Origin of the sequence: Tropicibacter oceani (assembly GCF_029958925.1) — a bacterium.
GTDB lineage: Bacteria > Pseudomonadota > Alphaproteobacteria > Rhodobacterales > Rhodobacteraceae > Pacificoceanicola > Pacificoceanicola oceani.
The window spans coordinates 1,606,457-1,620,237 of record NZ_CP124616.1; the positions used below are offsets into that span (position 1 = coordinate 1,606,457).

A 13,781-nucleotide genomic window follows, 5' to 3' on the forward strand; every position below is an offset into this window, starting at 1 on the left:
CTGGCGGATTCACCCATCATTCACGGCGGATTTGCGATGCGATCACGCAGGCAGGCGCAGAGTGAGGTTAACCTATCGTCAACCACGCTGCCTTCCAGCGCCCTCTGCCGAACTGGACCTTTGCGATGACCCGACACACCCCGCTTACCCATGGCTTCCTGCGCGTCGTCCAAGGCACTGGCCCGGCGCAGCCGATGCGCCCCGAACCGCTTGACCTGCCCGCGGCCCCGCGTTTGTCGGTTTCGGAACTGGCGGCGGAAATGGCCGAACTGTTTGCCCTGGCGCTGATGTCCGAATGCCACCTGGACGATCTGGACAATCCCCATTGCACGGTGCGCATCAATGGCGCGACCCGGTTCAACCTGCACGAGCTGTTGTGCGAAATGCGCAGCCTGCCTTGGTGTGATGCTGCGGCGCCCTTGCCGGATCTGGCGGGGGCGGCGTCGCCCCCGGCCGCCGAGCGCCGGGCGATCCGGTGGAACGGTCAGGCGCAGATGACCTTGAAAACCCTGTTGCGATCCGGAGTCCGGCGCCCTGACGGTGCCGGGATGCGGCTGTCGGGGCTGTTTGCCACCGATCACCCGGTCGGTCCGGCCAAGGGGCCGCTGCCCGCGCCCGCCGCGTCGGCGCAACTGTCCGAGTGGTCGCAATGGTGCGCGGCGCACAGCGGCGCGGGGTTGGCATTGCCGGGGCGCGGCGCGGCCGGAGCGCAGATCACCACACTGGCGCAGCTGGCCCGGCACGTCTTTGATGCGCCCCCGGCGCGGGCCTTTCATTGCGCCACGCTGGCCAGCCTTGCGCATGGCACACCCTTTGACGAAGGGCTGGCGCCCGTGCCCGGTACGCCCGGACGCTGGACGGGTGGCCGCCTTTTCGCGCTGATGGCCCAGGCCGAAGAGCAGGCGCGCTGGGCGGCCCTGCGCCGTCTGGCCCAGGCCGACAGGCTGACCCGCCCCGGCGTGACCGCGGCGCGGATGACCGTCTACCTGGCCCGCGAAGAGCGGCAAGAGCACATGCCCGATGCGCGCTATCGCCATGCGGCCGACATGCTGGCCCGCCACAGCGCGAACCTGCTGGGCTGGGTCAGCCACGCCAACGCCGCCGCCCGCGGCCCGCAGCGGTTCGACCAAAGCCTGTTCCTGCCGCTCGGCAGCTGTTCGGGCTCGGTCTACCCGTCTGATGCCGCCGCGCATGTGGTGGTTGCCGGGGCGCTGGCCACCTTGATGAAGGCGGTGTTCGACACTTCGCGGCCCCGTCACCTGCGGCTGGCGGGCAAATCGGCGGCGCCCATGGACCTTGCCGACGAACTGGACCTGCTGGTCGCCAATACGGCCATGGCGCGGGTGGTGTCCGGCGGGTTCTACCCCTCCGAAAACCACCAGGACATGCGGCTGGGACAGGCCATCGCGCTTCAGGTCTTGCGCCAGGCGCTGTCCGAGGACAACCGCAGCGCAACGCTGAGTTTCCGCGACTTTGACGGCAGGGCGCTGCGCATCGTTGCGCATCCGCGCCAGTTCGGGCGCGGGCTGGTCGAATTGCGCGATGCGGCCGGCAGCCTGCCCTGGCCGCAAATGGCGGCGCCCCCGGCGGCCCACCTGACGGCGGTGATGTAGCGCACGGCGCTTGACGGGGATCAAGGCCGGGGATCCCCGCCTGTGGCACTGTTCCTATCGGGAAACCGGAGAACAGACAGATGAACAGAATTCTTTTCCTGGCCTTGTTGGCCGCAGCCCCTGCCGCTGCGCAGGACGCCGATATCGGGCGGGCGCAGTATCATACCCATTGCGCCACCTGCCATGGGCTGGAAGGGCGAGGCGACGGGCCGATGGCGGGCGTGCTGTTGGTCAAACCGGTCAATCTGACCGAGCTGAGCGTCCAGAACGGCGGCACCTTTCCGCTGGAGCGGGTGGTCATGCGCATCGACGGGCGCGAGCCCCTGGTCAGCCACGGATCGCCCATGCCGGTTTATGGCGACTTTTTCGAAGGGGCCTTTGACGTGCCGGTCAAGGCGCCGTCGGGCCAGCCTGTGCTGACATCTCAGCCGGTGGTTGATCTGGTCGCCTACCTGCGGGAAATCCAGCGGCTCGAATGACCCGCCTGCTGTTCTTTTTGCTGCTGATGGCCGGGCAGGTCAGCGCCGAAGCCCTGCGCATCACCGTTGACCTGTCCGACCAGCAGATGACGGTATCAACGGGCGTGGATGTCCTGCATGTCTGGCCTGTGTCGACCGCGCGCGCGGGCAAGTTCACTCCGGTCGGCAGTTTTACCCCCTACCTGATGAAGCGCATGCATTATTCGACGCTGTACGATTATGCGCCGATGCCCTGGACGATCTTTTTTACCGGCAATTTCGCCATTCATGGCACAACGCATGTCGACCAGTTGGGTACGCCCGCCTCGGCTGGCTGTGTGCGGCTTGCCCCTGAAAATGCGCAGGCTCTGTACGAACAGGTCAAATCCGTCGGGATGAGCGAGACGCGCGTCGTGATCAAACCCTAGCGGCAGATGCCTTCGGTCTGGACCCCTGCCCAGGGCAGCCTGACGGTGCCCTGACCCAGCACCCTGTCCAAGCCGTCCACCGGCATGTGCTGCGCGATCATCGCGCGCAGCCGCGCGGTGCGCGGGGCCGCCGGATCAAGCAGGCGGCAACAGACGTATTCCTCGACGATGCTGCCCTGCTGTTCATAGCCATAGCTGAGGAAATCCGCCGTCTTGTCGGGATCGAACAGGTAGGGGTCGGCGCTGGCGGTGTGTTCCGACAAGGCCTTGAGCGGAGTATAGCCCGTGCGGTCGCGGTTCTGCCATTGCCAGACATGCACGCTTTCATGTGCCAGCAGCATGGCCTGCGCCAGGTCGATCTTGGTTGGCCACCCCTCCATCAGGTCATCGCGGTACAGGTCCTCGCGGAACAGCATGGTGTTGTAGATCACGCTGGCGGCGGGGGACACCTCGACCGTCCTTTCCTTTTCCAGGGGCGGCCAGATGCGTTCCTGGCAGGTTGTCCGGGGCCGCACCGGGATGGTGTAGACGTAGGACCCCGCAAAATGCCCATCCACCACGCGGATTTTCTGCGTGTCGATCTGATCGCCCTGAAGCGCCTTGAGATAGGCGGTTTCCATGGGCGTCAGGGGACGCCCGCAAGCGGACAGGAAAAGGAGGCAAATCAGGACAAGGCGCATGACCGCAGGGAAGCGCGGGAGGCCGCCAGAGGCAAGCGGATTAGGCCGGGACCCAAAATTTATTTCACTTTTCATGCAACCCTATGACCCGTTCGGCGGTTGGTGTGATGAAGACAGACAGCAAACGGAGGACACGCCATGAATATGGACCAAGTCAAAGGCAAATGGACCCAACTGGTTGGCAAGGCCCGCGAAGAATGGGGCGAGCTGACCGACGACGAAGTCATGGAGGCCCGCGGCGAACGCGATCAGCTGGTCGGCAAGATCCAGGAAAAATACGGCAAGACCCGCGAAGAGGCAGAGCGCGAATTCGACCTGTGGGTCGCCAAACTTTGACCTGCCCTGTCCGTTGACGAGTAACGCGGCCCTTCGGGGCCGCTTTTTCGTGTTTCAAGAATTGGGCTTATGGCGGGGTGCAGCGCGCCACCAAGCCATGCGGTCCTAGACGTCCAGTTCTTCGACAAACCGCGCGTTTTCCTGAATGTATTGAAAGCGCAGCTCGGGCTTTTTACCCATCAGACGTTCGACCAGATCGCCGGTTTCGCCGGGCTCGTCCTCGTCGATCGTCACGCGGATCAGGGTGCGGGTCGCCGGGTCCATGGTGGTTTCCTTCAGGTCCTTGGCATCCATTTCACCCAGACCCTTGAACCGTTGCACGTCTATTTTCCCCTTGCCGCCCAGACCCTTGGCCATAGCTGCGTCTTTTGCGGCGTCGTCGGCGACATAGATCCGACGCGCGCCCTGCGTCAGCCGGTACAGCGGCGGGCAGGCCAGGTACAGGTGGCCATTGTCGATCAGCGGCCGCATCTGGGTAAAGAAAAAGGTCATCAGCAGCGCCGCGATGTGGGCGCCGTCGACGTCCGCGTCGGTCATGATGATGATCTTTTCGTAACGCAGGTCGTCCAGATTGAACTTGGTGCCGACGCCGACGCCCAGGGCTTCGCAAAGGTCACGGATTTCGGCGTTGGACGACAGTTTGTTCGAGGCCGCGCCCAGCACGTTCAGGATCTTGCCCTTGAGCGGCAGCAGCGCCTGCGTCTCGCGGAAGCGCGCGCCCTTGGCCGATCCACCGGCCGAGTCGCCCTCGACGATGAACAACTCGGTGCCTTCGCGGGATTTGGCGGTACAATCGGTCAGCTTGCCGGGCAGGCGCAGTTTCTTGGTGGCGGACTTGCGGGCGGTTTCCTTTTCCTGGCGGCGGCGCAGGCGTTCTTCGGCCCGCAGCACAAGGAAATCAAGGATCGCGCCAGCGGATTTGGTGTCCGAGGCCAGCCAGTTGTCGAAATGGTCGCGGACCGAGTTTTCGACCAGACGCTGCGCTTCGGTCGTGGCCAGGCGGTCCTTGGTCTGGCCGACGAATTCCGGTTCGCGGATGAAACAGGACACCAGCGCGCAGCCGCCGGTGATCAGGTCGTCGCGGGTGATTTGCGCGGCTTTCTTGTTGTTGACCAGCTCGCCATAGGCGCGGATGCCCTTGAGAATCGCGGACCAGAAACCGGCCTCGTGGGTGCCGCCCTCGGGCGTCGGGACGGTATTACAGTAGGACTGGATGAAACCGTCGCGCGAGGGGGTCCAGTTGATGGCCCACTCGACCTTGCCGGGGACGCTGAACTTTTCCTTGAAATCGACCACACCGGCAAAGGGTTTTTCGGCGTAGGTGCTTGATTTACCTAGGGTTTCTGTCAGGTAGTCCGCCAGTCCGCCGGGAAAGTGAAAGGTGGCCTCGCAGGGGGTTTCCTTGTCGTCGATCTCGGACTTCCAGCGAATCTCGACGCCCGAGAAAAGATAGGCCTTTGAACGCACCATCTTGAACAGGCGGGCGGGCTTAAACCTATGATGTCCAAAGATTTCTTCGTCGGCGTGGAAGGTGACTGTGGTGCCGCGGCGATTCGGGGCGGCGCCGACCTTGGCGACGGGGCCAAGGGGGATGCCGCGAGAGAATCGCTGTTCGTAGAGTTCCTTGTTCTTGGCGACCTGCACGACCATGAAGTCGCTGAGCGCGTTCACGACCGAGGCGCCGACCCCGTGCAGACCGCCCGAGGTTTCATAGGCATCGCCGCTGAACTTGCCGCCCGCGTGCAGGGTGCACAGGATGACTTCGAGCGCGGATTTGCCGGGAAACTTGGGGTGCGGATCAATCGGGATGCCGCGCCCGTTGTCTTTGATTTCAACGGCATAATCGGCAAATAGCGTGATCTCGATGCGGTTGGCGTGGCCGGCGACGGCCTCGTCCATCGAGTTGTCGAGAACCTCGGCCACCAGATGGTGCAGGGCGCGTTCGTCGGTGCCACCGATATACATGCCGGGGCGTTTGCGCACCGGTTCGAGACCTTCGAGAACCTCGATCGAGGAGGCATCATAAGCTTTGGTTTCTGTGACATGCAGGAGGTCGTCGGCCATGCTCGTGCCCTTTTTGTTCTTCTGAGGGTTTGGGGCATTATGGCAGAGCGGACGAGGAGGGGAAAGATTGGATTGAGCCAACGTACACTGACGATAACAGGTCGTTCGTTGGCCGTTGAGCCGGGGTTTTTGCGGTTTATTGGTACAAAACACCCCCCGGTTCGGTACAGATTGCCCGGCCCGCCATGGGGCCCCGGATCAGAGCTGTGCCCCGTTTAGTAGGATTTTGGCCGGGTTCGGTACAGATTGCAAAACCCGCATGGGGTTTTTCGTTAAAATCGGAGGATAAGGGTTAAGAAGGTGCGTTCAGGGTGCGTTTAGGGTGCGTTTGTCCCATCAAACGCTCCCTGTGGGCAGGGGTGTCTTTTCGCCCCACGAAAAGATCACCAGCCCACACAGCGAGGGCCTTGTCCGGGACGGCGGCAAGCCCCTGCACCGGCGTCTGCGATTTTGTCGTGCAGCACCTGCCACGACCCTTGGCGCGGGGCGTCAGCCCCGGGCAAGAATGGTTTTCGTCAAATGTTCCGCTTTTGGTTGCTAAGTGGACGGCAGGCAGTCTCGCCTGGGGCGTTTTCATCCATCTCAATAGCGTTTTTCCCGCTTTTTTTGCTGTTAAAACTGGCTTTGACCGGAAAAAATTCGAGGCGGTTTTTCGACTACTTCGTCAAAAGGTTGATGGTTCTCGGCTTTGCCGGGTGTGTTGTGCTGCTACGCGGTTCGCTACCTTGAGCTTGGATATAACATTTTCCACCTCCTGCTGCCAGGCGCATCCTGCCTCAAAACCTTTGATACCGCTTTTCGTGACTTGCCTTCTTCATTCGTCACAATCCAATTTTCTAAGGTGCAAGCCTTTGATAATCTGAGAGGCCTTGTTCTTCCCAGCCCTGTGGTCGCTAGGTGAATTTGAGAATGTTTGCGGTTTCAATCCTTCTAAGGAAGGGTCCGGGGTTAGTACCGGGTGCCCGCCATCAATTCTCTTAGTGAAACCAATTTCTTCTAGAATTTGGATGAGGCGAGCATCCGCTTTTCCACTATCATTGCCACAATTTTTTATTCTGGAAATCATCGACTTCGCTCCTCCGCTGTATTGGGTAGTTCGCAAGAATTTGGAGGCAACAGATAGTGTACGTTCATCTAGATCGGGAGCGCCTGATTGTGTTACACAGCTAAGCGCGAATCTGATTCTGTCGGAAAACTCGTTCCGGTAGATTTCCTTTCCTGCAACTTTGGAAAACTCTGGACTAATGATGTTTCCATCTTCGTTTGAAGTGTCCAATATGACCGATTGAAGTTCTTCAACAGATCTTCGCAATCTCAAAATTTCCTCGTCTTTTTCTTTTAATTGATCTTGGACCAGAGTTTGCCAAGTATCGTGCTCTTCTGAGGAGTCCGATACTCGATCTCTGAGTTGCCTTGCTGTTTCCTCCAGAAGATCATTCCAGTCCCATCCGAAAACTGCTTGTTTGCTCGATATGAAATCGGTGGCCTTGAGGCACATCGCTTGAAGTACGTCCTGGTCTGAAGAGAACTTGCCGCCTTTGTAAAGCCTAGTGATAACGCCATTTGATGGCGAGATCAGGGCCATCGTCCCTCCGTACGGATTTCGGCCGCCGGTCTTCTCCATCAATTCAGACGAAAAATCTCTGTCTGGCTCGACAACAATATGAGCCACCCCTCCCATTTGAAAAGCGTATCGAGAAATGTCATCTGGGTTGAGTCCAGAGGTTTGGAAGGGGGCGGAGAGATAGATTATTGGGAGGATATTGTCCCCCCCATGCAACAAAGCCTGGGAAACGAAATCGGATCCAAGTGCAAGTGCCGAGTGCGCGTAGTCTGCAAGAGGAATTGCACCGTCATCCACAGTCCAACCGTCGTCTATTGCCATTTTTACGAAGTATGGTTTCTTGGGCATTTTCGGACGTGAGTTTCCTGTCGTCGAAAGGCATTGCGCCTTTACTCTCAACGCGGCCGCTGACCCCTTGTTGGTTAAAACAATTTCGCTTCGCCATAATAGGCCGTCTGCATCAGTTCTCTCATAGCGAGCGCCTTCAACGAAACCACTTTTGGTAAGGCACTTTTTCAAGGCGAACGTTTCTCCGCTTTCTGACATTATTAAGGCGTGATCAGAAGACATGTCTTCAGCATAATCTGAGCTGAAGAGTTCTGAGTTTTTCATTCCGCGAGCCCAAGCGATTGCCAGAGCAGCAAACTTTGCTTGAGTAATGTCAGCCCTAACGCGAAACTCTGTAGCGAAGTATGACATGCTCTTTCTTCCCTTTTTTCACAGTAGGCCGGATGTGCAAACGGAGCACTCGGTTTGCGAAAAATTCGCCCCCCTCACCAACTCCCTCACTACACACCGTGGCTCTTGCTCTCGCAACCCCTGATTGCCGATCTCGCGCCAGTCTTGCTCATCAAATTCCGGAAAGAAGGCGTCTGCCTTTTCGATCACCAAATCGACTTCGGTGATCAGCATGCGGTGGGCCAAGGGCAGGAGGGCCTGATAGATGCTTTGGCCGCCGATGCCGTAGATGCGGAAATAGCCCTGGTCGTGGCACAGGCGCAGGGCGGTGGCGATGTCGGGGGCGGTGTGGTCGCACAAACCGGGGTTCGAGGTGACGACCACGTTGAGGCGGGATTTGAGCGGTTTGACGGGCAGGCTCTCCCACGTTTTGCGGCCCATGATCAGCGCGCCGCCCAGGGTTTCGCGTTTGAACATGGCGAGGTCTTCGGGCGCGTGCCAGGGGATATCCCCGGCGCGGCCGATGGCGGCGTTGCGGGCGCGGGCGGCGATGAGGGTGATCATACGGCCACCGGCGCCTTGATCGCGGGCAGAGGGTCGTAGCCGTCAAAGGCAAAGTCGTCATAGCGGAAGTCGAAGAGCGAGGGGACGGTGCGCTTGATCGTGAGGCGGGGCAGGGGGCGCGGGCTGCGCGAAAGCTGTTCGCGGACCTGATCCATGTGGTTGGAGTAGATATGCGCGTCGCCGATGGAGTGGACGAAATCGCCGGGTTCGTAGCCGGTGACATGGGCCAGCATGTGGGCGAGCAGCGCGTAAGAGGCGATGTTGAAGGGCACGCCAAGGAACATGTCGGCGCTGCGCTGGTAGAGTTGCAGGTGCAGTTTGCCGCCCAGGATGCGGACCTGCCAGAGGGTGTGGCAGGGCGGCAGGGCCATGTCGGGCACATCCGCCGGGTTCCAGGCGGAAACGATCATGCGGCGGCTGTCGGGGGTGGTCTTGATCTGGTCGAGCAGGGTTTCGATCTGGTCGATGGTGCCGTGGTGGCCGGGCCAGTGGCGCCATTGGTGGCCGTAGACCGGGCCGAGGTCGCCGTTTTCGTCGGCCCATTCGTCCCAGATCGAGACTCCGTTCTGTTTGAGGTAGGCGATGTTGGTGTCGCCGGCGAGGAACCACAGCAGTTCGTGGACGATGGATTTGAGGTGGAGTTTCTTGGTGGTGACAAGCGGGAAGCCATCGGCCAGCGGGTAACGCGCCTGAAGCCCGAAGTAAGAGGTGGTGCCGGTGCCGGTGCGGTCGGTCGAGGGGGTGCCGTGGTCGAGAACGGTGCGCAGGGCGTCGTGGTATTGCTGCATGACTTGCCTTTCCGGTGCCACAAGATGAGTCGGATGCGACTATATCTGGTGGGGTGCCTGATGGGGAGGGCGATATGGGGTAGAGGCGCAATTGCCTCACATCGGGGGAAATTGCGGCGCGGGTGGGGCGGGAATTGACAAGCGGGGGGCAAGTGCGCAGTCTGGCTGCAAAATATAAAAACGGGCAAGACCTGAGGCAGTCAAATGAATCGCATTATACTCGCGCTTGCGTTGGCAAGCGTTCTTGCCGCCTGTACGGGTGGCAACCCAAACGATTCCGGGAACGATGACGGAATCGGCACGGGAACGCAGCCTTTGGTTGACGAAGAGGTGCCGGACAACGTCGACGAAGAAGGTTCGACCGACAACAGCGGTCCGGATGTCTATGGCACCGAGGCGAACGACCTGTTGACGATGAACGACGTGGAGTTCGACACCGCCACCGGCGAGTTGGTGTTGAACAACATGCCCTTTGACGGCGACGACAACCTGTATGCGCGCGACGCCACGGTTTCGACCTCGTTCCGCAATGCCGGGTCCAGCTTTGATGCCTACCGCAACGTGGGCGGGTCCAACCGGTATTATGCGGTCTTCCGGCAGACCGACTCGGGGTATAGCCGGGTGACGGCTGCGGGCACGGACAACTATGTGACCTTCGGGTTCGGCGGCGTCGCGGCGCAGCGGCTGAAGGGCAACGGTGCGCTGCCCAACGCCGATCAGTCCTATATCTTCGATGGCGAATACGCGGCGGTGCGCACGATCATCGACCCCGATACCGGGTCGGAAATGCAGTATGTCGCCGGCACGGTGCGCATTCGCGTGGATGTCGAGGATTTCGACACCACCGGCGCGGTCGAAGGCTATATCGCCGACCGGACCTTTTTCGACAACAACGGCGTTTTGATCGACGATCTGAACGGGACGGGCGAATTCATCACCCTGTCCACCGCGGAAATCAACTTTGACAACTGGACGATCGGATCTTCGGACGCATCGGTTGTCGGCGGCCCGCAACCGACGACGGATCCCAACAATCTGGGCGGCCTTGGCGGCGGGACAACAACCGTTGCAGGGACTTGGGAAGGTTTGTTCGCTGGCCCCAATGGCGAAGAAGTCGCCGGGATCGTGGTGATGGAGGGTTCCGGCGCAATCGGAATTGACGAAACCACGGGTGATTATGTCTTTGTCCAAGTCCGCGAAGTCGGCGGCTTTGTCGCCGAACGGTAGGGCAGGTGGTCGCCTTTCGCACCGTGATCAGGCGGGGGATTGCCTGCTGCCTGATGGCCTGTGTCCTTGTGTTGTCGGGCCCTGGTGTCGGGCCGGGCGCGGCGCAGGCTGAAACCCGGCTGAGCCTGGACGAAGCGCGCGACGTGGCGGGGCGCCTGTTGCAGATGGGCCGCCCGCGCGAGGCGCTGATGCTGGCCGAGGGGGTGCTGCAGGGCGCGCCCGGCGATGTTCCCGCTCTGGTTCTGAAAAGCCGCGCGCTGCGCGATCTGGGCCGTTTCAAGGATGCGCGGAAGGCGGCTGCGGCGGCGCGGGCTGCGGCGGAAAATGACAAGGACAGGTTCTTTGCCGCGCTGGTGACGGCGCAGGCGCGGGCCTCGGACGGGGACAAGGGGATTGCGCAATACTGGCTGCGCTATGCGGCGCAGGTGGCCCCGGATGACGATCTGCGCGCCGTGGCCGTGCGCGATTTCCGCTTTGTGCGCAAGACAACGCCCTGGCGGCTGAAGGCCAGCGTCTTTGCCGAACCTTCGGACAACCTGAACGGCGCGCCCAAGACCAATGAATTCACCTTTGCCGGTCTGACATTTGAAAACCCAGCGGCGGTGCCGCTGTCGGGGATGCGCTATGGCGCGGATGTGCAGTTTACCTATCGCATCCCGCTAAGCCAGCGCAGCCGCGTGAACCTGGGCGCCTTTGGCGGGATCGAGCGGGTGCAGTTTTCCACCAGCGCCAAGGCCAAGGTGCCGACAATCCGCAACGAGGATTACAGCCGCGACCGGCTGGGGCTTTCGCTGGGGTATGAACGCATGGGCGACGGCGGGGACTGGTTGGCCAAGGGCGAGGTTGCGGTGGCGCGCTATTGGGCGGGCGGTATGCCAAGCTCGGATGCCGTGATGGTGAACGCGGCCTATCAGCGAAAGCTATTGGGGCGCTGGCAGGGCGGTCTGCGCCTGGGCTACGAGGATGAAACCCGCCATGATCTGGCAACGCGCAGTTCCACGACCAGGTCGATCGGCGCAAGCCTGTCGCATCCCTTTGCCATGGGCGCGCTGACGCTGGATCTGGAGCAGTCGGACACGCGGTCGCAATCGCGGCTGGTGGCGCGCGAAACCGCGCGCGCGACGCTGGGCTACCAGATGGGCAAGCCCGTCCTGGGGATGCTGCCGCGCCTGTCGCTGAGTTACGAGGATGTCCGGTTTGACCAGTCGCCGTTCGGGTTCTGGGTCGATCCGCGCGAAGACAAGGAATGGGCCATGTCGGTGGATGTGCTGTTGCCCAAGGTCGATTATTTCGGCTTTGCCCCCGAGATCGGGCTTTCCTTCCGGGACAGAAGCTCCAACTATTCGCTGTACGAAACGCAGAGCACCGATTTGCGGCTGGGCCTCAAGTCGGTATTCTGATCGGGAACTGGCTGCGGGTAGAATTTTCACCGAAAGTTTTGCCCGGCCTCGCCGCTGTTGGGAGAGATCATGGGCATTCGATATCTGCACACGATGGTTCGGGTGAAAGACCTGGACGCATCGATCAAGTTCTATGAATTGCTGGGGTTGAAGCAGACCCGGCGCATGGACAGCGAGGCGGGTCGCTTTTCGCTGATCTTCATGGCGCCCGAGGGGCAGGAAGAATGCCCTGTCGAGCTGACCTATAACTGGGATGGCGACGACGGGCTGCCGTCGGATTCGCGACATTTTGGGCACCTGGCCTATTCGGTGCCCAACATCTACGAAATGTGCCAGCATTTGCAGGACAACGGCGTGGTGATCAACCGGCCGCCGCGCGACGGGCGCATGGCCTTTGTGCGCTCGCCCGACAATGTATCCATCGAGTTGTTGCAGGAGGGCGAGGCGCTGACCCCGGCCGAACCTTGGCTGTCGATGCAGAACACGGGCCATTGGTAAGGCTTGTCCGGCTATTGGCTGTGCTGTGCCTGCTGCCCGGGGTGGCAGGCGCGCAAAGCCATTGCCGGTTGGCGCTGCTGTTGGCGCTGGATGTGTCGTCGTCGGTGGATGCGGCGGAATATGCCCTGCAGCGCGATGGCACGGCGGCGGCGCTGACCGCGCCCGATGTGATGCAGGCGATCCTGCAGGGTGGCGGCGGCGCGGTTGCGCTGGGCGTCTATGAATGGAGCGGGCGGCGGCAGTCCAGCGTGGTGCTGGACTGGACGGTGTTGCGATCCGAGGCGGATGTTCTGGCAGCGGCGGAGCGGCTGCGCGGGGCGCGCCGGTCGTTCACGCGGTTTCCGACGGCCCTGGGCTATGCCTTGGGCTATGGCGCGACGATGATGGGCCGCGCGCCGCAGTGCGACCGGCGGGTGATAGACGTGTCGGGCGACGGGATCACCAACGACGGCTTTGGCCCCGAGCTGGCCTATCGGCACTTTCCCTTTGACGGGGTGACGGTGAACGGGCTGGCGGTGCTGGGCGCGGACCCGGATGTTCTGGATCACTACGAGTTTTTTCTGCAACACGGGCCGGGCGCCTTTGTCGAGACCGCCGAGGGCTATGCCGGGTTTCAGCGCGCGATGGAGCGCAAGCTGTACCGCGAGATCGAGGATCGCGTGGTCGGCGGATTGCCCGGCGGACGGGGGCCGGGATGAGGGTCCTGGCGGTGATCTGTGCGCTGTGGGCGGGGCAGGCGGTGGCCGAGTGCCGGCAGGCGCTGGCGCTGGGGCTGGATGTGTCGGGGTCGGTCGACGCGCGGGAGTACCGGTTGCAGCTGGACGGGCTGGCGAATGCGCTGGAAAACCCCGAGGTGGCGGCGGCCTTTCTGGCGATGCCGCAGGCGCCGGTGTCGCTGGCGGTGTTCGAATGGAGCGGCGCCGCGGCGCAGCGCGGGTTGCTGGACTGGACGGCGGTGACGGATGGGGCGGTTCTGGCCGGGATTGCGGCGCGGCTGCGCGCGGTGGCGCGGGTTCCGCTGGATCCCTCGACGGCGATTGGCGCGGCCAAGGCGCATGGGGCGGCGTTGCTGGCGCAGCAGCCCGGGTGCTGGCGGCAGGTGCTGGACCTGTCGGGCGACGGGCAGAGCAACACCGGGCCAAGGCCGCAGGATGTGCGCCCGGGCGGCATCACGATCAACGCGCTGGTCATCGGCACGCCGGAGACGCCGGGGCGCGCGGCGCCGGGGTTGGGTGAATTGGTGGCCTATTTCCGCGCTTACGTGATCGAGGGCGATCAGGCCTTTGTCGAGACCGCGCAGGGGTTCGAGGCTTTCGAGGCGGCCATGGTGCGCAAGCTGAAGCGCGAATTGCAGGTCATGGTGCTGTCAGGGCGCTGAGGCGGGATGGGGCGCTGCCCCGTCGCAGCAAGCTGCGACTCCCCGGGATATTTTGGGCACAAAAAAACTGGTTGAGCGCGTAGACGTCCGGGACGGGGTCCGTGG

At 62.0% G+C, this 13,781-nt stretch carries 14 protein-coding genes; 9 read left to right on the forward strand and 5 right to left on the reverse strand.

Annotated elements, in window-relative coordinates:
• Window positions 1-125 precede the first annotated feature (125 nt).
• The 3 genes from QF118_RS07725 (at window position 126) to QF118_RS07735 (ending at window position 2,499) form a co-directional block, all read left to right on the forward strand.
• Window positions 126-1,613: a bromoperoxidase gene (locus QF118_RS07725; protein WP_282302049.1), complete on the forward strand. Its 1,488-nt coding sequence runs from the start codon at window positions 126-128 to the stop codon at window positions 1,611-1,613.
• A gap of 80 nt (window positions 1,614-1,693) precedes the next feature.
• The gene (locus QF118_RS07730) at window positions 1,694-2,092 is read left to right on the forward strand and encodes a c-type cytochrome (RefSeq protein ID WP_282302050.1); all 399 of its coding nucleotides are present in this window, start codon (window positions 1,694-1,696) and stop codon (window positions 2,090-2,092) included.
• Window positions 2,089-2,499 (forward strand): L,D-transpeptidase, encoded by a 411-nt coding sequence (locus QF118_RS07735; protein ID WP_282302051.1) that lies wholly within the window; start codon window positions 2,089-2,091, stop codon window positions 2,497-2,499. Before QF118_RS07730 ends, QF118_RS07735 begins: the two co-directional genes overlap by 4 nt.
• Here the strand turns inward: QF118_RS07735 and QF118_RS07740 are convergent.
• Window positions 2,496-3,119 (reverse strand): hypothetical protein, encoded by a 624-nt coding sequence (locus QF118_RS07740; protein WP_317133902.1) that lies wholly within the window; start codon window positions 3,117-3,119, stop codon window positions 2,496-2,498. The genes QF118_RS07735 and QF118_RS07740 overlap by 4 nt on opposite strands.
• A gap of 198 nt (window positions 3,120-3,317) precedes the next feature.
• On the opposite strand from QF118_RS07740, the gene QF118_RS07745 reads away from it, so the two are divergent.
• The gene (locus QF118_RS07745) at window positions 3,318-3,515 is read left to right on the forward strand and encodes a CsbD family protein (RefSeq protein ID WP_282302053.1); all 198 of its coding nucleotides are present in this window, start codon (window positions 3,318-3,320) and stop codon (window positions 3,513-3,515) included.
• Between the two features lie 105 nt (window positions 3,516-3,620).
• Here QF118_RS07745 and parE read toward each other — a convergent pair whose 3' ends face one another.
• The 4 genes from parE to QF118_RS07765 all read right to left on the reverse strand — a co-directional run bounded on the left by parE (window position 3,621) and on the right by QF118_RS07765 (window position 9,173).
• Complete coding sequence (gene parE / locus QF118_RS07750) at window positions 3,621-5,579, reverse strand: DNA topoisomerase IV subunit B (RefSeq protein WP_282302054.1); 1,959 nt, start codon at window positions 5,577-5,579, stop codon at window positions 3,621-3,623.
• Between the two features lie 814 nt (window positions 5,580-6,393).
• Window positions 6,394-7,842, reverse strand: coding sequence for a hypothetical protein (locus QF118_RS07755; protein ID WP_282302055.1), 1,449 nt, complete (start codon window positions 7,840-7,842; stop codon window positions 6,394-6,396).
• A gap of 18 nt (window positions 7,843-7,860) precedes the next feature.
• Window positions 7,861-8,385: a dihydrofolate reductase gene (locus tag QF118_RS07760; protein WP_282302056.1), complete on the reverse strand. Its 525-nt coding sequence runs from the start codon at window positions 8,383-8,385 to the stop codon at window positions 7,861-7,863.
• Entirely contained in the window at window positions 8,382-9,173 is a 792-nt protein-coding gene (locus QF118_RS07765; protein ID WP_282302057.1) for a thymidylate synthase, read from the reverse strand. The genes QF118_RS07760 and QF118_RS07765 overlap by 4 nt, the downstream gene beginning before the upstream one ends.
• 204 nt (window positions 9,174-9,377) lie before the next feature.
• On the opposite strand from QF118_RS07765, the gene QF118_RS07770 reads away from it, so the two are divergent.
• The 5 genes from QF118_RS07770 to QF118_RS07790 all read left to right on the forward strand — a co-directional run bounded on the left by QF118_RS07770 (window position 9,378) and on the right by QF118_RS07790 (window position 13,676).
• Window positions 9,378-10,400, forward strand: coding sequence for a hypothetical protein (locus tag QF118_RS07770; RefSeq protein ID WP_282302058.1), 1,023 nt, complete (start codon window positions 9,378-9,380; stop codon window positions 10,398-10,400).
• Window positions 10,401-10,453: 53 nt separating this feature from the next.
• A complete protein-coding gene (locus QF118_RS07775) occupies window positions 10,454-11,800 on the forward strand; it encodes a surface lipoprotein assembly modifier (RefSeq protein ID WP_282302059.1) in 1,347 nt (448 codons plus the stop codon).
• 69 nt (window positions 11,801-11,869) lie between these two features.
• Entirely contained in the window at window positions 11,870-12,298 is a 429-nt protein-coding gene (locus QF118_RS07780; protein WP_282302060.1) for a VOC family protein, read from the forward strand.
• Complete coding sequence (locus QF118_RS07785) at window positions 12,265-12,996, forward strand: DUF1194 domain-containing protein (protein WP_282302061.1); 732 nt, start codon at window positions 12,265-12,267, stop codon at window positions 12,994-12,996. Before QF118_RS07780 ends, QF118_RS07785 begins: the two co-directional genes overlap by 34 nt.
• Entirely contained in the window at window positions 12,993-13,676 is a 684-nt protein-coding gene (locus tag QF118_RS07790; RefSeq protein WP_282302062.1) for a DUF1194 domain-containing protein, read from the forward strand. The genes QF118_RS07785 and QF118_RS07790 overlap by 4 nt, the downstream gene beginning before the upstream one ends.
• Window positions 13,677-13,781: the final 105 nt, after the last annotated feature.

Excerpts from the sequence above, each read along its gene's own strand:
- QF118_RS07725 (WP_282302049.1), top strand. The coding sequence starts at position 126 with ATGACCCGACACACCCCGCTTACCCATGGCTTCCTGCGCGTCGTCCAA.
- QF118_RS07730 (WP_282302050.1), top strand. The coding sequence starts at position 1,694 with ATGAACAGAATTCTTTTCCTGGCCTTGTTGGCCGCAGCCCCTGCCGCT.
- QF118_RS07735 (WP_282302051.1), top strand. The coding sequence starts at position 2,089 with ATGACCCGCCTGCTGTTCTTTTTGCTGCTGATGGCCGGGCAGGTCAGC.
- QF118_RS07740 (WP_317133902.1), bottom strand. The coding sequence starts at position 3,119 with ATGGAAACCGCCTATCTCAAGGCGCTTCAGGGCGATCAGATCGACACG.
- QF118_RS07745 (WP_282302053.1), top strand. The coding sequence starts at position 3,318 with ATGAATATGGACCAAGTCAAAGGCAAATGGACCCAACTGGTTGGCAAG.
- parE (WP_282302054.1), bottom strand. The coding sequence starts at position 5,579 with ATGGCCGACGACCTCCTGCATGTCACAGAAACCAAAGCTTATGATGCC.
- QF118_RS07755 (WP_282302055.1), bottom strand. The coding sequence starts at position 7,842 with ATGTCATACTTCGCTACAGAGTTTCGCGTTAGGGCTGACATTACTCAA.
- QF118_RS07760 (WP_282302056.1), bottom strand. The coding sequence starts at position 8,385 with ATGATCACCCTCATCGCCGCCCGCGCCCGCAACGCCGCCATCGGCCGC.
- QF118_RS07765 (WP_282302057.1), bottom strand. The coding sequence starts at position 9,173 with ATGCAGCAATACCACGACGCCCTGCGCACCGTTCTCGACCACGGCACC.
- QF118_RS07770 (WP_282302058.1), top strand. The coding sequence starts at position 9,378 with ATGAATCGCATTATACTCGCGCTTGCGTTGGCAAGCGTTCTTGCCGCC.
- QF118_RS07775 (WP_282302059.1), top strand. The coding sequence starts at position 10,454 with ATGGCCTGTGTCCTTGTGTTGTCGGGCCCTGGTGTCGGGCCGGGCGCG.
- QF118_RS07780 (WP_282302060.1), top strand. The coding sequence starts at position 11,870 with ATGGGCATTCGATATCTGCACACGATGGTTCGGGTGAAAGACCTGGAC.
- QF118_RS07790 (WP_282302062.1), top strand. The coding sequence starts at position 12,993 with ATGAGGGTCCTGGCGGTGATCTGTGCGCTGTGGGCGGGGCAGGCGGTG.